This window comes from Microcoleus sp. D3_18_C4, from assembly GCF_036702355.1.
GTDB lineage: Bacteria > Cyanobacteriota > Cyanobacteriia > Cyanobacteriales > Microcoleaceae > Microcoleus.
Genome location: NZ_JAUBTF010000056.1, coordinates 12,054 through 31,362 on the forward strand (window position 1 = coordinate 12,054; position 19,309 = coordinate 31,362).

Annotated in this window: 8 protein-coding genes; 1 reads left to right on the top strand and 7 read right to left on the bottom strand. The window is 47.8% G+C overall.

From position 1 onward, the window contains the following. Positions 1–1,988 (top strand): Ig-like domain-containing protein (locus QUA90_RS23440; RefSeq protein ID WP_333448030.1); only part of this gene is annotated, 1,988 nt, incomplete at its 5' end. Between the two features lie 88 nt (positions 1,989–2,076). Here the strand turns inward: QUA90_RS23440 and cruG are convergent. The 7 genes from cruG to QUA90_RS23475 all read right to left on the bottom strand — a co-directional run bounded on the left by cruG (position 2,077) and on the right by QUA90_RS23475 (position 19,244). Continuing rightward, entirely contained in the window at positions 2,077–3,288 is a 1,212-nt protein-coding gene (gene cruG, locus QUA90_RS23445; RefSeq protein WP_333448033.1) for a 2'-O-glycosyltransferase CruG, read from the bottom strand. A 251-nt stretch (positions 3,289–3,539) separates the two neighbouring features. Then, positions 3,540–4,481, bottom strand: coding sequence for a gamma-carotene 1'-hydroxylase CruF (cruF, locus tag QUA90_RS23450; RefSeq protein ID WP_333448034.1), 942 nt, complete (start codon positions 4,479–4,481; stop codon positions 3,540–3,542). A 235-nt stretch (positions 4,482–4,716) separates the two neighbouring features. Further along, positions 4,717–7,332 (bottom strand): CHAT domain-containing protein, encoded by a 2,616-nt coding sequence (locus QUA90_RS23455; protein WP_333448036.1) that lies wholly within the window; start codon positions 7,330–7,332, stop codon positions 4,717–4,719. A 119-nt stretch (positions 7,333–7,451) separates the two neighbouring features. Continuing rightward, entirely contained in the window at positions 7,452–10,373 is a 2,922-nt protein-coding gene (locus QUA90_RS23460) for an S-layer family protein (RefSeq protein ID WP_333448038.1), read from the bottom strand. Between the two features lie 65 nt (positions 10,374–10,438). After that, a complete protein-coding gene (locus tag QUA90_RS23465) occupies positions 10,439–13,330 on the bottom strand; it encodes a two-partner secretion domain-containing protein (RefSeq protein ID WP_333448040.1) in 2,892 nt (963 codons plus the stop codon). A gap of 65 nt (positions 13,331–13,395) precedes the next feature. After that, complete coding sequence (locus QUA90_RS23470) at positions 13,396–16,287, bottom strand: two-partner secretion domain-containing protein (RefSeq protein WP_333448042.1); 2,892 nt, start codon at positions 16,285–16,287, stop codon at positions 13,396–13,398. Between the two features lie 65 nt (positions 16,288–16,352). After that, complete coding sequence (locus QUA90_RS23475) at positions 16,353–19,244, bottom strand: two-partner secretion domain-containing protein (RefSeq protein WP_333448044.1); 2,892 nt, start codon at positions 19,242–19,244, stop codon at positions 16,353–16,355. Between the last annotated feature and the right edge of the window lie 65 nt (positions 19,245–19,309).

Genomic DNA, 19,309 nt, shown 5'->3' on the forward strand with positions numbered 1-19,309 from the left:
TTAGCGTCACAGCCACCTTTAATGAAGATGTCACCGGCTTTGATAATACTGATATCACCGTAGCCAATGCGACTGTCAATAACTTTGTTAAAGTTGATGCCAAAACCTACAGCTTTGATGTCACTCCCGCTGCTAGTGGTAATGTCACAGTTGATGTACTTGCTGCTACAGCCACTGATACTGCGGGTAATAATAATACCGCAGCCACTCAACTGACTCGCACTGCTAATGTCACCACACCTATTGTTGATGTCACCCCACCTACTGCTAACTTAGCTGCAATTTCTAACATTACTACAGCGGGCGGTACAAGTCAGACATTGACAGTTACTTTCAGTGATAGCAATGGAGTTGATGTTAGCAGTTTAGATAATTCTGATGTTGTTGTAAATGGGTCAGGGGGTGCTATTCCTGCTACCTTTGTCAGCGTCGATACTAATAGTAATGGTACGCCTCGGACAGCGACATATTCGTTGACACCACCTGGGGGAACTTGGGATAATGCTGATAATGGTACTTACACAGTTAATTTGCAAGCATCGCAGGTGAAGGATGCTGTTGGCAATTTGGCTGCTGCTAGCACTTTAGGTACTTTTGGCGTGAATATTGCCGCACCATCGGTAACACCAGCACCAGCGGAAACACCCGCACCAGCGGAAACACCAGCACCTGCCCCTGCACCTGCCCCTGCACCAGCGCCCGCACCAGCGGAAACACCAGCACCAGCACCAGCACCAGCACCAGCACCAGCACCAGCACCAGCCCCTGCACCAGCCCCTGCACCAGCCCCTGCACCAGCGCCCGCCCCTGCGGAAACACCAGCCCCTGCACCAGCACCTGCACCAGCGCCAGCCCCTGCGGAAACACCAGCACCAGCACCTGCACCAGCGCCAGCCCCTGCGGAAACACCAACCCCTGCACCAGCCCCTGCACCAGCCCCTGCGCCTGCGGAAACACCAGCGCCAGCACCTGCGGAAACACCAGCCCCTGCACCCGCGCCAGCACCCGCGCCAGCACCTGCGGAAACACCAGCCCCTGCACCCGCACCCACACCAGCACCCGCACCCACACCAACGCCTGCACCAAATGACGACTGCATCTGCGATGACATTGCCTATCCCAACTTAAACCAACCCAATGCAGTTGAAAACACCATAGTTGGTGTATCGGGAATTCAAATAGGCACTGCCCAAAACGATGAATTTCTCGGCACTAACAACGGCAATATATTCGATGCCAAATCCGGGAATGACAACTTATATGGTGGTGCCGATAATGACATCTTTAATGGCAACCAAGGCAATGACTTCATCATCGGAGGCAAAGGTGACGACATCCTCTATGGAGATGGAGGAAACGACATCGTACTTGGCGAATTGGGCAACGATTTAATCTTCGGAGGCAAAGGCAATGACTTGTTACATGGCCGCGAAGGTATTGACATCATTTATGGCAACAAAGATGATGATTTCATCGATGGTGGCAAGGATAATGACCTTTTATATGGAGGCAAAGGTAACGACATCCTGCTTGGAAGTCAAGGTGATGACAATCTGTTTGGACAGTTAGGTTCGGATACTATCTGCGGCGGTGTAGGTAATGATTTCATCAGCGGTAACGAAGCAGCAGATATTCTGGGAGGATGTGAAGGAAATGATACCCTGTACGGAGGCGAAGATAACGATACTCTCACTGGTTGTCAAGGTGATGATATTCTTTACGGAGACTTGGGAAATGATAGTTTGATTGGTGGTAGCGGTAACGATATCTTTGTCTTAAAAGCTGGTCAAGGATTTGATATTATCGCTGATTTTACAATCGGTCAAGATTTGATTGGATTAAGCGGAGGTTTGAGTTTTGGTCAGTTAGCAATCACTCAAAATACTCAGGGAACTCTCATCAAAAATGTCTTGACAGGAGAGGAGTTAGGTGTAATGATTGGAGTGAGTGCCAATGCGATTACATCGGCTAATTTCCGGTTGATTTAGGAAATCAAGAAAAGTACGATCGCCCATTCGATCCAAAAGGGCGATCGCACTTCTACCAATTTTAAAAGGTCTAGCAAAAATTTAACGATTATTCATACTTTCTGCCGCGCCACTGAGTAGGCTGATTCAACGCAGAAATGAGAATTCGCAAAAACGCCAACGGATCGGCTAGAGGTGACAGCCAAAATAGCCATTTACCCGATGCCTGAGTTGTATCGTAAGAAGGGGCGATCGCAAAACACAAAGCCGATCGCACTGCAACCAAAAATACATTCAATCCCAACAGCCAAAAGTGCGGAAATACACCAACCGACGGCAGCGAACCAAACAGCAAATAGCACAATATAATCGGCACCGGCAAACCTTGAACCGCAAGCAACAGCCACAAATCGCCCCAAATTTGACCGCTTGAAGCAGCATCTTTCAAATCGAGCGATCGACCCCATTCATTCCAAGTCTCGATCGCCCCCTCATACATCCGCACCTTCAACACTTTTGCCCCATCCAAAAAGCCCACCTTAAAGCCCTTAGCAGCCGCATAGCGAGCCAGAGTCACATCATCGCAAAAAGAACCCCTCGCGACCTCATAGCCCCCTAATGCCACCAAAACCTCGCGCTTACACAAGAAACACTGACCGTTCGCCATCACCCGTTCCGGCACATCCCCGCCAGTCCCCGTCGGCCCGAACCGATAAACCAAAGTCATTAACAAAGCAGGTTGCAGCCACAACTCCCCCGGATATTTGAGGATAAACTGCGGCGAGAGTGAAATCAAATCGTAATTTCCAGCTTTCGCCGTTTTGAGTAAACTCGCAATCAAGCCCGGATGCGGCACAGTATCCGCATCTATGCCCAAAATCCACTCGCACTTCTCGGAACTTGCCAAAAAACCCGCATTCAGCGCCCACGGACGCCCAACCCAACCCGCCGGCAGCGGATCGTCGTTAATCAAGCGAAACCGGGGGTCTTTTTGGGCGGCTGCTTTGACTAAATCTCCGGTTCCGTCTACCGAATAGCTGTCAACCACAATTACTTCTCGGAGTTCGTAACTTTGGCTGGTTAATCCTTCCAAACAAGGCGAAATGCGATCGGCTTCGTTCAAAGTCGGTACTACCGCCGTACAAGAACCTAACAAATCCAGCGTCGGCGAATCGGGTTCCAGGGGCGGGATACGCGATGGGCCTTTAATCAAACGCGACATCAGAAGGGCTGCGGCGGGCAATTGTAGCAGCAGGAGTGCGACAGGGATGATGGTTGTCAGCGGTTGGGAGAACAGGTGAGGGGTGATCGGCAAAACCATACTATTGAATAATTGAATAATTGGGAATGACTGACGGGATATAGGTTGGGAGCTTATTTACAGTTGATTTTTTTGGTAACTGATATCAATTTAAAAATTTAATAAAATTTTTGCCTCAAACATATTACAGGAATTGGGCATGAAAAAATCGCCACTGAAAAACCCGGTTTCTACAAGAAACCGGGTTTTTAAACTAGCTCAAAATTTAGTGTAAATTTTTGCTAAATCAGCCGCAGTTGCTCGCTAGCAACTTACTTACGCAAAACGCCCACGGGCTGAGGTGGAATTTCAGCCGTGATAACAGATGTATCCAAAGACGGCATTGTTTCGGTTACGTCACCTGCTGCAGGTTTAGCGATCCAGCTTAACGCGATCGCCGGAACTACACCCAGAAGCACCGCTAGCGATGTCGGGAACCAGAACCGAGAATCCAAGGAAACTACAGTGATAATTGCTCCGAAAGCAAAGTTTACCAAATAAACAATTAAGGGCAAACCCAATTCCGATCGCTCTAATTTAATCGATGTTTTTCTCCACAAGAAAGCTGCTACAGACATAAATAGCGCCCCCGTACCCATCCAGCCAGCCAAATTGCGGTAAGGCATCCCAAAGAAAGCGCCAAGTTCCTCAAACTCCCAAAAAGGCACAGAAGTTTGACTCATCGCCGGATCTAGTACAAAATCCCAAGCTGTTAGCAGCAAAGCACCAAGGGCGATCGCCCCTATTTGGCGCACCCAGTTGAGTTCACCTTTACCACCAGCTACTCCAGCGCGAGCAATTACATAGGAAACCAGTCCCAGATAAAACCACGAGAGGGGAATGGTAAACGGAACCAGCCCTGCAATTTTGTAGCCCAAACCGCTCAAATAGTGGTAGTGGCCGAAGGGAAAACCCGTACTCGTTCCCAGCAACTCGCTACTCAAGGACAAAAACACAGAAGGCAGTAAAAAAGCCAGAGTTGCACCCCAACCCAACGTCCGCAAGGCATAGAGAGCAACCGCTGCAGCACCAAAGATGATATAAACTACTCCACCCCCAGCCATCCCCCACTGGAATAGCGTTTGCCCTGCTGGTGGCAAACTCATCACCAATTCGGGACGGGGTAAAATCAGCAGCAACCCTGCCAATCCAAAAGCCATTGACAAGACGTGGGCAATTAAGCAAAAGCGCTCAGCAATCAAAAGTTGCTTCATGGGACTCCTCGAAAAAATATTAGATGCAGAAAGCACTCTTAACAGTTTACAAACTTTAACAAAAAACCAACTGCATTTCAGTTAGTTGTCTGTTGTCTGTTGTCTGTTGACAGTTGACAGTTGACGGTTGACGGTTGTCCACCGCCCGCCGATGCCCAATGCCCTGAGCAATCTAAAATCTAAAATCTAAAATTGTCAGATGCCCCATGCCCGATGCCCGATGCCCCATCTTAAATTACTGCCAATTGCCCACAAGCACGAAAGGTGCCCAGAAATACGGATTCTGATACTCTGGGTTTTGCAACAGAGTTAATTGAGCGTTGCGGAGGGCTTCAGCTTTGCTGGTTTTAGAAGAAGCCAGTTGCTTGTAAAACTCAGTCATAAAGATAGCTGTAGATTCGTCGTTGACTTGCCAAAGGGTGGCGGCGGTGCTGCGCGCACCCGATCGAATTGCCGCCCCCGCCAAACCCAAAGCCGCCCGGTTATCGCCAGAAGCAGTTTCGCAAGCACTCAAAACCAAAAGTTCGATCGGCTGTTGTCTCTCCCCAGTGCGGGCTCGCAGCAGTCGATCGAACTCCTTAACATTCACTTTCTGATCCCAAGTCACAATAAAAGTATCTGCCGCATTCGAGCTAAACTGACCGTGAGTTGCCAAATGGACGATCGGGTAAGACAAAGATTTAATTCGATCGTGCAACCGCCCGCTGACAAAATCTTCATTCAGCAGCGAACTCGCCGGCATCTCGGCTGCAATTTGCTGAACTTCCTCCTTCACCCCCGGCAAAGCCGAGAAGCCTTGACGCGCTTCCGAGAGGGCAGCGGTAAGCACTCTTAACTTGACTTTGTTCAGCGGTTTTGGTGCCAGCAATTGCAATCCCGGCGCCAAAGCAATATTGTATTTTTCTACCAAAAACTTTTCACCGTCGTGCAGCACAGCCATCGGCAGATTCCGCAAGTAACCGTCGAGCACAAATACCAGGGTTTTAATCCCGCTGGCGGTCAAATCCGCCTCTGCGGGGCGGATTAACCAGTCATAAACCTGTTCAACGGGTAGCCTCCTGTCGCGGGGGAAAGAAGCAGGCCTGATGGTATTTTTGGCTTGTCTGAAGGCAGTTTCCAGGTCAGCTTGAGACTTCTTCGTAGCGTAGCGGCGCAGGGGTTTGCCGGGAATTGACAAAATTACCTCCAAACGATCGCTCAAAATAATCGGATAAATCACCGCCGCTGTCGGATCAATTTCCTCGATCGACTTTGGTTTAGCATCAGCGCAAGCATCCCGAAAAAAGTTGTCCAATTCCGCCAGTTGCAAAGATTCCACCGTTTGGCGCGCTAGTTTCAATTTAGCTTGACTGGGAGATTCCTCTTGCAAAAGCATCCCGACTAATTCCCGATAAACCGGTTCGGCACTTTCCCGAAACGAAAACTGCACTTCGGGATTGACTGTCACCAAATCGCCCCGCAAAGAAGATAGTACATTCACAGCTTGAGTATATTGAGCGATCGCCCCTTCTGTATTTCCCTGAGCTTTCCGAATCCGTCCCAGTTGCCAAAACAATTGGTAAGCAATATCTGGAGATTGAAACGCCGGTGCTAAAGTCAAAGCCTCAGTTGTGAGATTTTCCGCTTTCTGATACTGCTGTTGGATTTCCGATAGTTTGCCTTTTGCTGCCAGAATATAAGCTTGTATTCGTTTATCGCCCAAACTGTTTGCTCGTTCGACAGAGCGATCGAGCATTTTGTCAATATCGCTTAAACTCAAAGTTTCTGCAGGCGACTGAGCTAATTTGATCAAGCTTTGAGCTAGATTAATTTGAGCGTAAAGTCCGGCGCGGTTCGAGCCAAATTGATCGGTTTGAGGTTCGAGAGAACGCCACAAATCTTCTGCTTCAGACCAATCTTGGCGATCGAGCAACAAACTCAATTGGTTTAACTTTGCCTGAATTTGTAGGAGTGATTGATTCGGGATCGCCTGGACAGATCGAGCATAATACTCTAGGGCAAAGCGTTCCCAATCACCCCGCTGTTCGGGTGTCAAACCCGGTTTATTGCTTTTAGCCCGTACCGTATTGCCCAGATTGAGATAAATTGCAGCCTCCTCTGGCCGGGAACCTAATTTTTGGGCTGCTTCGAGTCCCGCCGAAAGCACATCCTGCGATCGTTCCAGTTGTCCCAAAACCCGCAATACCCGCCCTAAAGCATGAATTGCCCGGACTTGTTCGAGAGAAACAGGCTGATTTTTCAAAGTTTCCAAACCCGCTGCCGAAACTTCGCAAGTTTGGTTATCCAGCTTAAAAGAAGCTAACAGCATTTTGCAAGCTCTGGGGTAAAGTCCGAGAATTTCCCAAGCCCGACTTTGATTAATTTGAACCTGAAAAAGTTGGGGTTTTCTATCAATTTGCTCGAAAATTTTAGCAGCTTGCGTCCAAATCTCGATCGCATCTTGAGGCTGCCCCCGTTCAAGTTGCAACTGTCCTTGAATATTGAGAGTTTCAGCCAAAATCCGCTGCTGTTCGCGAGTGTTGGCTTGTGTTCGCACAGCCGACAAACTCGAATTTACAGCTTTTTCTGCTTGTTCCCAAAGCCCCAACTGCCCATAGGTTGCAGCTAAATTGCTCAAAGCTGTGGCGCGATCGAGATTTTCGCCTTTTGCCTCAAACTGGGTCGCCGCTTGCTGCAATAGCGGTACAGCTTCCGAAAAACGTTCCTCTTGGTACAGAGTTCGAGCTTGTCGGACAAGCTGCACCGCTGGTGGTGGATTAACCTGAGCAACTCCGGGAGGAATCGCAACTGCTAGCAGACAGGAAATCACAAATAACAGAATTACTTGCCGGAGCGATCGGGTAAACTTCATATTTAGAAAATAAAATTACAGCGGCAGACACACATACTAATTAACCCCAATACATCTTATTCTTGATCTGCGTTAATCCGCGTTAATCCGCCTACATCTGCGGTTAAAAGAACCTAATTTCAACGCGGCACACAAATAGAACCCGGTCGAGGATTGCGAGAGTCAGCAGCATTACCCGGATTATATCCAACAAGCGTAACTTCTCCTTTCGCATTCACCACCCAACCTTGCGCCGGAACAACTTCCCGATCGGGGATTTCCCCTTCTTCCTTCTTCTTCCCTCGATCGGTTACATCGGTTAAATCCTCTACATTGCTCGTTGCATTTCTTCCTGCCTCTTCTACCCAAGGAAACGGCGCTGGAGCGGTGCTGAGAGCATCATTAGGACTAGGTGGCACTCCTCCTTTACCAGTGACGGTAAATGCGCTCTCGGCCTCTTGCGTGCAGGGATTTGCCGCAATTAAAGCAGCCGAATCGACCACATTTTGTGGCAGTTCCACTAAACCTTGAGCAGGATTCACCCCAGAAGAACTAAATGTTACAGTACCTTGCAACGCCGGGCCGCTACTTTGGGAAATCGCCGCAATATCGCTGGTAGGAATTAGAGAAGTCGGACTTACTTGCAACGCTGCAAATTGATCATCAGTCAGTCCTAAACTACTCCTGGCTTGGTCGCGGTTAAGGCTTGTAAAGCCAAAGATATTTGGTACATTGACCGTAACTTGTCCGCCCCTAGCTGTGCGAGCATTAGCTGTAATATCACTATTCTCTCGCGGTAAAGCTACCAAAATATCGCTATTAATTCTGATATTACCGCCCTCAGAAATACCTGCATCCGTGGTGATTCTACTGCCGCGCCGTAACTGAATATCTTGCGCTTGCAGGTTAATATTTGCCCCTGTACCAGAGACAGTCGTGCCATCAATTATGCTTTTATTATCCAGGGAAATTGAGTTAGCTACAACGTTAATATTGCCCGCTCTACCTGTTCCTGAAGATTGAACATTAACAACTGCACTATCCCGAAGAATCAATTGATTAGCATTCAAATTCAACGAGCCTGCATTGCCGCTAGCAGTGGGATTTACAGCATTAAACGCCCTACCAACCGAGGCCTCAATTCCACTCCTCAACCCACTGTTGCTCCCAATACCTTGCACTTGTAAGCGATCGGCATTAATTGTAATATCTCCTGCATCTGCTATACCCAAAGAAGCCGCAGAAATAACCCCGCCATTCTGCACAGTTAGTTTAGGTGTTGAGATGCGGATATCTCCACCTCTACCAGAACTTGCAGTTTGAGTAACAAAAGAACTTGCTACATAGCCCGCATTCTCCAAAAATCTTGACTCGCCGCTCACTTCTATAGACTCGGAGGCTCTCACAGTTAAATTTCCTCCCGTCCCCCCACTTGTAGAAAACACGACTTCGCCAAAAATTGCACCCGTCGTTAAACTAATTGTGGCTCCATTAGAAACACTCAGCCGCTTAGTGTCGATGCTAATATCCCCACCTTTTCCATTCCCATCAAAAGTATTCGTGCCGAGCCGAGTTTGCCCTAGACCTACAGGAAGACTACCCGATAATTCCACAGATTCACTCGCTTTAATCGCGATATTCCCCGATGCTCCATCACTAAGGCTGAAGCTGGCAAACGCACCGCCCTCGCGCAGAATTAACCGTTGGGCTTCAACAGTGATGTTTCCGCCTTGACCAGTGCTTTCGTTCGTTGTTCCGTTATAGAGCGCTGAACTGACGAGTTCGACCGTGTTGGCGCGGATAGTCAGATTTCCGCCATCCCCAGCACCAAAGGTGGGGGCACCGCCCACTACCCCATTGCTCATCAACAGCCGTCCGGCTTCAATGTTAATATCTCCGGCTGCTCCACTGCCAATAGCGCTAGTAAACAGAACAATTTGCGAAATAAAGGGGTTGCCTGTTCCAGAGGTCTGAAAATTTTCTGTAAGCTGCTGATAGCCCTCAATTCCCAACCCGATCATTTCTACTGAGTCAGTAGCGCGGATGTTGATATCGCTTCCCCTCCCCTCTCCCAGTGTGGAGGCGAAAATTTGCGATCCCCCCTCTAGTCGTAAGTTTTGGGAATTGATATTAATGCCTCTACCATTTATATTTCCGAGTGTCAGTCCATAAATTCCTGAACCATTAAGATTAATATTTCCACCTCGAATATCGACTTTCCCACCTCCTAATCCGCTGGTATTTATAAATGCACCGTTCATTTCAATATTGCCGAAGTTCTGAATATTGCGATAGTTTAAATCCAGACCTAAAGCTGTTGGTTCAAATTGCACTAAACCTGGACTGTTGACGCTACCTAGAAGAATTTGTCCGGTATAAGCAGTTAGATTTCCTCCTTGCAGTTGAATGTCACCGCCAATTAATGCTAAAGTTTGACCGGGGTCTACGGCTAAACCGAGTTTTTCAAAAGCAGGAATTTCTATGGGTAGTGGTGGTAAGGCGGATGTAGGAGCCTTTGTTTGGGAAGAGTTGACAATTGTGCCGGGATTTTCTCTAAATCTTAAACCCACAGGAATATTAATCGCTAACAATGGCACTGCATTAGAATTAGCTGCACTAAATTCAAACCCATTATCAAAGAGAATTCCGCTACCAGTTGAACCGACAAATGAACCACGCAAATCTAACCGAGCGTTGGGACCAAAGACAATTCCTTTGGGATTGAGTAAAAATAAGTTGGCATTTCCTTGAACTCCCAAAACGCCTAAAATATTAGAAGGATTGCCACCCGTAACGCGGGTAAAAATATTCGCAATTCCGTTAGGATTGGCAAAATAGGCTCCTCTGCCTTCACCCACGTTAAATTGTTGTAAACTGTGAAATAAATTTACTCCGCGAGTTGCACCGCCTTCTATTCTGTCCGATGGTAAATTATTAATCCTGTCGGGAACTGTGCGCGAACTTTCTGCACCCAAGCTATTATCGGGGATGATTTGGGCGATCGCAGGGAAAGGAAACAGCAGTAAGAATGCAAAAAATAGGGCGGAAGATTGGCGGGGCATCTTTTAAGTCTGGTTAATTTAGTATTAGGAAAATAGCGAGCGGGTAGCTAAAACCTGAAGATTACCTATTGAGGTACGCAAACACCGGTCGATTTCGGACTGCGAAGAGATGCACCATTACTTGAATTATACGCTACCAGCGTTACTTTTCCTTGCTCATCTATTACCCAACCTTGAGCGGGCATAATTTCTGTTGGTCGAATTTCTAGGGATGGTCTTTGACCTTCTATGTGCTGACTTCCACCTACCGCTGGTTCCACCCAATTAAACTGGCTAGAATTGCTGCTGAGAACATCATTAGGACTCGGCGGCACTCCTCCTTTCCCAGTAGCGGTAAATGCGCTATCGGCCCCTTGCCTGCAGGGATTTGCAGCAATTAACGCAGCCGAATCGACCACATTTTGCGGCAGTTCCACTAAACCTTGAGCAGGATTCACCCCAGAAGCACTAAATGTTACACTACCTTGCAAATCCGGGCCGCTACTTTGGGAAATCGCCGCAATATCGCTAGTAGGAATTAGAGAAGTCGGACTTACTTGCAACGCTGCAAATTGAGCATCTGTTAATCCCAAAGTCGCTCGCACCTGTTCACGAGTGACGGAGGTAAACCCAAAAACATTAGGGACATTAATATTAACCCGACCACCGGCAGCCGATCGCGCATTAGCCGTAATATCACTATTTTCGTTGGGGAGAGTCACCAGAATATCGCTTTTAATGTTGATGTTACCGCCACCAGAACTACCTGCATCAGTTGTAATTCTGCTGCCTCGGCGCAACTGGACATCCCGTGCTTCAAGGTTAATATTGGCTCCGGCACCGGATTCAGTTCTACCGTCAATGGTGCTTTGGTTGTCAAGGGAAATTGAATCTGCTTTCACGTTAATGTTACCAGCCCCTGCGGAACCCAATGCTTGCAGATTGAGTGTTCCCCCATTACGAAGAATCAATTGCCTGACATTCAGATTCAACGAACCTGCATTCGCCGTAGCATTGGGATTGATTACACCAGATGCAATCCCAACGGAAATCTGAATTTGACTGTTAAATTCACCTGAACCCCCATTACCTATAACTTCTACACGACCCGCATTAATCGTAATGCTGCCCGCATCTCCTGCGCCTAAAGATGCCGTAGAAATAATTCCCCCATCCCGTAGAGTCAGTACGGGTGTAGAAATGTTCATACTCCCTCCGGGACTAGCAGAGTAGGCATCAGCGGAGATGAAACTAGCAGTCCGACTCCCATTCGCCAAAACTTCAGAACTACCCTCTACCGTTACTGACTCAGTAGCTTTAATTGTTAGATTACCTCCTTGCCCCGCAGTTGTATTCAAGGGTTGGTTGCCCACAACCGAGCCGCTAGATAAACTAATTCCGCCTCCTTCAGAGATAATCAACCGCTTAGTGTCGATATTAATATCCCCTGCTTTCCCATTAGTGCCGACTGCGGTTGTGCCGATCAAGGTTGGGACAGGATTTCCCTCGGGAGCCCGCAGCACTTCTACTGATTCATTCGCTTTAATGTTGATATTCCCAGATGCTGCTTCAGTGCGAGTGATGCTGATCAGACCCGATCCATCACGCACTTTTAACCGTTCTGCCTCAATGCTAATGCTTCCTCCTGTGCCTGTACTCCCCGTAATTGTGCCGCTATTGATTGCTGAACTGGCTATATCCACAGTCCTGGCACGCATGATAATTTCTCCCCCATTTCCACTACCTAATGTGGGGGTACCAAGCACAGTTCCATTGTCGATCAATAACCGTCCGGTATCAATCGTGATGTCTCCTACTGCTCCAGCGCCAGAAGTGGCAGAGAGCAGCAGAATTTGTGGGTCAAAAGGGTTGATCGATCCAGTTGCCGTATAGTTACCAGCAAACACTTTATAGAGTTCGTCTCCAATCCCGATCAGTTCTACTGAATCGGTAGCGCGGATGTTGACAGCACCTCCCGCACCATTTCCTACTGTCAGCGTAAACATTTGCGCCCCACCTTCGACCCGAAAGTTTTGGGCATTAATATCGATGCCTCTACCGTCAATATCTCCGAAAGTCAGCGCATAAATTCGCCCACCGTTGAGGTTGACATTTCCCCCTCTAATATCGACTTTACCACCACCGAGTCCACTGGTATTGATCGCTGAGCCGTTGGTTATTTGAATATTACCAAAGTTGGAAATATTGTCATAGTTTAAACTTAATCCAAATGGCGTTGCCCCCAATCCAACCATCCCCGGACTAGCGACGCTACCGAGCAAAATTTGTCCGGTTGATGCAGTGAGTGTTCCCTGATTTAATCCAATATCTCCTCCCACTAGGGCGAGAGTTTGTCCGGGCTGCACTGCTAAGCCAAGGTTATTAAAAATCGGCGGGAGCCCTGGAGGTAACTCTGGTAAACTCAAGGCTGGTGCTGCTGAAGAGTTAATGATTTTTCCGGAATTTTCTCGAAAGTTTAAACCGATAGGTATATTGACATTTAACAGCGGTAGTGATTGGGGATTGCTGCTGCTGAATTGATAGCCATTATCGAAAACTACGCTATCTGCTGAACTTGCTAAAAATGAACCGCGCAAATCTAGCCTCGCATTGGGGCCGAAGACGATTCCTTTGGGATTGAGTAAAAATAAGTTGGCATTTCCTTGAACTCCCAACACACCTAAAATATTAGAAGGGTTGCCACCCGTAACGCGGGTAAAAATATTCGCAATCCCATTAGGATTGGCAAAATAGGCTCCTCTGCCTTCACCCACGTTAAATTGTTGTAAACTGTGAAATAAATTTACTCCGCGAGTTGCACCGCCTTCTATTCTGTCCGATGGTAAATTATTAATCCTGTCGGGAACTGTGCGTGAACTTTCTGCACCCAAGCTATTATCGGGGATGATTTGGGCGATCGCAGGGAAAGGAAACAGCAGTAAGAATGCAAAAAATAGGGCGGAAGATTGGCGGGGCATCTTTTGATTCCTGTTAATTTAGGATGAGGAAAATAGCGACGGGTTAGCTAAAACCTGAAGATTACCTATTGAGGTACGCAAACACCCGTCGGTTTCGGACTGCGAAGAGATGCACCATTACTTGAATTATACGCTACCAGCGTTACTTTCCCTCGATCGTCGATTACCCAACCTTGAGCGGGAATAATTTCTGTTGGTCGAACGTCTCTGGATGCTATGAGGCCTTCTACTTGCTGACTTCCAGCTAAGGCTGGTTCCACCCAATTAAACTGGCTAGAATTGCTGCTGAGAACATCATTAGGACTCGATGGCACTCCTCCTTTCCCAGTCGCGGTAAATGCGCTCCCGGCCCCTTGCGTGCAGGGATTTGCCGCAATTAAAGCAGCCGGATCGACAACATTTTGCGGCAGTTCCACTAAACCTTGAGCAGGATTCACCCCAGAAGCACTAAATGTTACAGTACCTTGCAAATCCGGGCCGCTACTTTGGGAAATCGCCGCAATATCGCTGCTATTAAGCAGAGAAGTAGGACTTACTTGCAACGCTGCAAATTGAGCATCTGTTAATCCCAAAGTCGCTCGAACCTGTTCGCGAGTGACTGATGTAAACCCGAAAACATTGGGGACATTAATATTAACCCGACCACCGGCAGCCGATCGCGCATTAGCAGTAATATCGCTATTTTCCTTGGGGAGAGTCACCAGAATATCGCTTTTAATGTTGATGTTGCCGCCCTCAGAAATACTTGCATCAGTGGTAATTCTGCTGCCTCGGCGCAACTGGATATCCCGTGCTTCGAAGTTAATATTTGCTCCAGCGCCAGATTCAGTTCTCCCGTCAATGCTGCTTTGATTGTCAAGGGAAATTGAGTCGGCTTTCACGTTAATGTTACCAGCCCGTGCTGAACCCAATGCTTGCAGATTGAGAGTTCCCCCATTGCGAAGAATCAATTCCCCGACATTCAGATTCAACGAACCTCCGTTAGCCGTAGCATTGGGATTTCTAACGCGAGAGGCAATCCCAACGGAAGTTTGAATTTGACTGTTAAATTCACCTTGACCGCCATTACCAATAATTTCTACACGCCCCCCATTTATTGTGATGCTGCCCGCTTCTCCTTTGCCTAAAGATGCAGTAGAAATAAGTCCTCCATCCCGGAGAATTACTAAAGGTGTAGAAATGTTCATACTCCCTCCCCGAGCAGCAGAGTTGGTATCAGCGGAGATGAAACTAGGATTCCGGCTGCCATTGGCCAAAACTCCAGAAATACCCTCTAGTCTGACTGACTCAGTAGCTTTAATTGTTAAATTACCTCCTGGCCCCCCAGTTGTATTCAACGGTTGGTTGCCCACAACTGAGCCGCTAGATAAACTAATTCCGCCTCCGTCTGAAATCCTCAACCGCTTCGTGTCGATATTAATGTCTCCGGCTTTCCCATTAATGCTGATTGCGGTTGCACCAATCAAGGTTGCGACGGGACTTCGAGGAGGAGTTCGCAGCACTTCTACTGATTCATTCGCTTTAATGTTGATATTCCCGGAGGGTGCTTCACTGCGAGTGGTGCTGATGAGTGCACTGCCATCGCGCACGATAAAACGTTCTCCCTCAAAGCTGATATTTCCTCCCGTACCCCTGCTCCCCGCGAGTGTGCCGGTGTTGATCCCTGAACCGACCAGATCGAAAACCCTGGCACGCAGGGTCATATTTCCGGCGTTGCCAGCACCTAATGTAGCGCTACCCGATACGGTTCCATTGTTGATCAGCAGTTGTCCGGTATCGATTAAGATGTTTCCCGCATCTCCCATGCCAGCAGTGCTAGTTTCCAGCAGAATCTGTGGGTCAAAAGGGTTGATTCCTCCAGAGATTGTATAATTTTTGACAAAGTTTTGAAAGCTCTCAAATCCAATCCCGATCAGTTCTACTGAATCGGTAGCGCGGATATTGACAGCGCCTCCCGCGCCACTTCCTGCTGTCAGCGTGGAAATTTGCGCCCCACCTTGGGCCCGAAACTGTTGAGCGTTAATATCGATACCCCTGCCATCGATATTCCCCAAAGTCAGTGCATAAATTCGCCCATTATTGAGGTTGACATTTCCACCTCGAATATCAACTTTGCCACCACCGATTCCACTGGTGTTGATCAGTGAGCCGTTGGTCATTTCAATAGTACCAAAGTTGGAAATCTTGTCATAGTTTAAACTTAATCCAAATGGCGTTGCCCCAAATCCAACCATCCCCGGACTAGCGACGCTACCCAGCAAAATTTGTCCGGTAGATGCAGTGAGTGTTCCCTGATTTAATTCAATATCTCCGCCCACTAGGGCGATAGTTTTTCCCGGCTCAACTGAAGCGCCCATTTTATTGAAAATCGGCGGGATTCCAGCGGGTAATTGTGGTAAATTCAAGGCGGGCGCTGCTGAATTGTTAATTATTTTTCCGGGATTTTCTCGAAAATTTAAACCGATAGGTATATTGACATTTAACAGCGGTACTGATTCGGGATTGCGGCTGCTGAATTGATAGCCATTATCGAAAACTACGCTATCTGCTGAACTTGCTAAAAATGAACCGCGCAAATCTAGCCTCGCATTGGGGCCAAAGACAATTCCTTTGGGGTTAAGTAAAAATAAGTTGGCATTTCCTTGGACTCCCAAGACACCTAAAATATTAGAAGGATTGCCACCCGTAACGCGGGTGAATATGTTGGTGATTCCGCTGGGATTGGCAAAATATGCTCCTCTACCTTCACCCACGTTAAATTGTTGTAAACTGTGAAATAAATTGGCTCCGCGAGTTGCACCGCCTTCTATTCTATCTGAGGGTAAGTTGTTGATAGTATCGGGAACGGTGCGTGAACTTTCCGCGCCCAAGCTATTATCGGGGATAATTTGAGCGATCGCCGGGAAAGGACACAGCAGTAAGAAGGCAAAAAATAGGGCGGAATATTGGTGGCGCATCTTTTAAGTCTGGTTAATTTAATTTTAGGAAAATAGCGAGGAATTAGCTACAACCTGAAGATTACCTATTGAGGTACGCAAACACCCGTCGATTTCGGACTGCGAAGAGATGCACCACCACCAGAATTATAGGCTACCAGCGTTACTTGTCCTCGATCGTCCATTACCCAACCTTGAGCGGGAATAATTTCTGTTGGTGGAATTTCTATGGGAGTTCTTTGACCTTCTATGTGCTGACTTCCACCTACCGCTGGTTCCACCCAATTAAACTGGCTAGAATTGCTGCTGAGAACATCATTAGGACTCGGCGGCACTCCTCCTTTCCCAGTAGCGGTAAATGCGCTATCGGCCCCTTGCCTGCAGGGATTTGCAGCAATTAACGCAGCCGAATCGACCACATTTTGCGGCAGTTCCACTAAACCTTGAGCAGGATTCACCCCAGAAGCACTAAATGTTACACTACCTTGCAAAGCCGGGCCGCTACTTTGGGAAATAGCCGCAATATCGCTGGTAGGAATTAGAGAAGTCGGACTTACTTGCAACGCTGCAAATTCAGCATCTGTTAATCCCAAAGTCGCTCGCACCTGTTCACGAGTGACGGAGGTAAACCCAAAAACATTGGGGACATTAATATTAACCCGACCACCGGCAGCCGATCGCGCATTAGCCGTAATATCGCTATTTTCATTGGGGAGGGCGACCAGAATATCGCTTTTAATGTTGATATTACCACCCTCAGAAATACTTGCATCCGTTGTAATTCTGCTGCCTCGGCGCAACTGGATATCTCGTGCTTCGAGGTTAATATTTGCTCCGGGACCGGATGCCGTTCTACCGTCAATGCTGCTTTGGTTGTCAAGGGAAATTGAATCTGCTTTCACGTTAATGTTACCAGCCCGTCCCGATCCCAAAGCTTGCAGATTGAGTGTTCCTTCATTGCGAAGAATCAATTCCCCGACATTGAGATTCAACGAACCTCCGTTAGCCGTAGCATTAGGATCTATAAGCTCAGAGGCAATCCCAACGGAAGTCTGAATTTGACTGTTAAATTCACCTTGACCCCCATTCCCAATAACTTCTACACGACCCGCATTTATTGTGATGCTTCCCGCTTCTCCGCTGCCTAAAGATGCAGTGCTAATAACTCCCCCACCCCGGAGAGTCAGTACAGGTGTAGAAATGTTGATACTCCCTCCCCGATTAGCAGTATTGGCATCAGCACAGATGAAACTGGGATTCCGACTGCCGTTCGCCAAAACTCCAGAAATACCCTCGACTGTTACTGACTCAGTGGCCCTAACTGTTAAATTACCTCCGGGCCCCCCAGTTGTATTCAACGGTTGGTTGCCCACAACTGCTCCGCTAGATAAACTAATTCCGCCTCCGTCAGAAATCCTCAACCGCTTCGTGTCGATATTAATGTCCCCAGCTTCCCCATTTACACCGCTCGCAGTTGAGCCAATTAAACTTGCTACGGGACTTCCAGTGGGAGTCCGCAGCACCTCTACTGATTCCGAAGCTTTAATGTTGATATTCCCCGCTCCTCCTTCACCGCGGGTGAGGCTGATCACACTAGCACCATCGCTTACGGTTAAACGTTTTCCCTCAAAGGTGATATTTCCTCCCCTACCGGTACTCCCCAAAAGTGGGCCGCTGTGGATTGCAGAAGCGAGCATATCTAAAACCCCGGCACGGATGGTTATATTTCCGGCGTTGCCAGCGCCTAACGTGGTGGTAGTCAATGCGCTTCCATTGTCCATCAGCAATCGTCCCGTGTCGATCGTGATGTTTCCGGCGGCTCCCATGCTATTAGTGCCAGTTATCAGCAGAAGTTGTGGGTCAAAAGGGTCGAAAGAGCCAGATACCGTATATTTACCACCAAACACTCTATAGTTATCTAATCCAATTCCGTTCATTTCTACTGAGTCGGTAGCGCGGATGTTGACAGCGCCTGCTGCACCACTTCCTGCTGTCAGAGTGGATATTTGCGCCCCACCTTGGACTCGAAAATTTTGGGCGTTAATATCGATACCCCTGCCATCGATATTTCCCAAACTCAGCGCATAAATTCGCCCATTTTTGAGGTTGACATTTCCACCTCGAATATCCACTTTGCCCCCACCAATTCCACTGGTGTTGATCAGTGAGCCGTTGGTTATTTCAATATTACCAAAGTTGGAAATCTTGTCATAGTTTAAACTTAATCCAAATGGCGTTGCCCCCCATCCCACCATCCCCGGACTAGCGACGCTACCGAGCAAGATTTCTCCGGTAGATGCAGTGAGTGTTCCCTGATTTAATTCAATATCTCCTCCCACTAGAGCGAGAGTTTGTCCGGGAGCAACTGAAGCGCCCATGTGATTGAAAATCGGCGGGATTCCCGGAGGTAATTGTGGTAAAGCCAAGGCTGGTGCTGCTGAATTGTTAATGATTTTTCCGGGATTTTCTCGAAAATTTAAACCGATAGGTATATTGACATTTAACAGCGGTATTGATTGGGGATTGCTGCTGCTGAATTGATAGCCATTATCGAAAACTACGCTATCTGCTGAACTTGCTAAAAATGAACCACGCAAATCTAAGCTCGCACTGGGGCCAAAGACAATTCCTTTGGGGTTAAGTAAAAATAAGTTGGCATTTCCTTGGACTCCCAAGACACCTAAAATATTAGAAGGATTGCCACCCGTAACGCGGGTGAATATGTTGGTGATTCCGCTGGGATTGGCAAAATATGCTCCCCGCCCTTCACGGATGTTAAATTCGCGTAAACTGTGAAAGAGGTTAACGCCGCGAGTTGCACCGCCTTCTATTCTGTCCGAGGGTAAGTTATTAATAGTGTCGGGAACTGTGCGCGAACTTTCTGCACCCAAGCTATTATCGGGGATGATTTGGGCGATCGCCGGGACAGGAAACAGCAGTAAGAATGCAAAAAATAGGGCAGAAGATTGGCACTGCATCTTTTAAATCGGGTTAATTTAATATTATAAAAATAGCGAGGGATTAGCTAAAACCTGAAGAGTAC

Coding starts and splice junctions, on each gene's coding strand:
- QUA90_RS23470 (WP_333448042.1), bottom strand. CDS start 16,287: ATGCGCCACCAATATTCCGCCCTATTTTTTGCCTTCTTACTGCTGTGT.
- QUA90_RS23455 (WP_333448036.1), bottom strand. CDS start 7,332: ATGAAGTTTACCCGATCGCTCCGGCAAGTAATTCTGTTATTTGTGATT.
- cruF (WP_333448034.1), bottom strand. CDS start 4,481: ATGAAGCAACTTTTGATTGCTGAGCGCTTTTGCTTAATTGCCCACGTC.
- cruG (WP_333448033.1), bottom strand. CDS start 3,288: ATGGTTTTGCCGATCACCCCTCACCTGTTCTCCCAACCGCTGACAACC.
- QUA90_RS23460 (WP_333448038.1), bottom strand. CDS start 10,373: ATGCCCCGCCAATCTTCCGCCCTATTTTTTGCATTCTTACTGCTGTTT.
- QUA90_RS23475 (WP_333448044.1), bottom strand. CDS start 19,244: ATGCAGTGCCAATCTTCTGCCCTATTTTTTGCATTCTTACTGCTGTTT.
- QUA90_RS23465 (WP_333448040.1), bottom strand. CDS start 13,330: ATGCCCCGCCAATCTTCCGCCCTATTTTTTGCATTCTTACTGCTGTTT.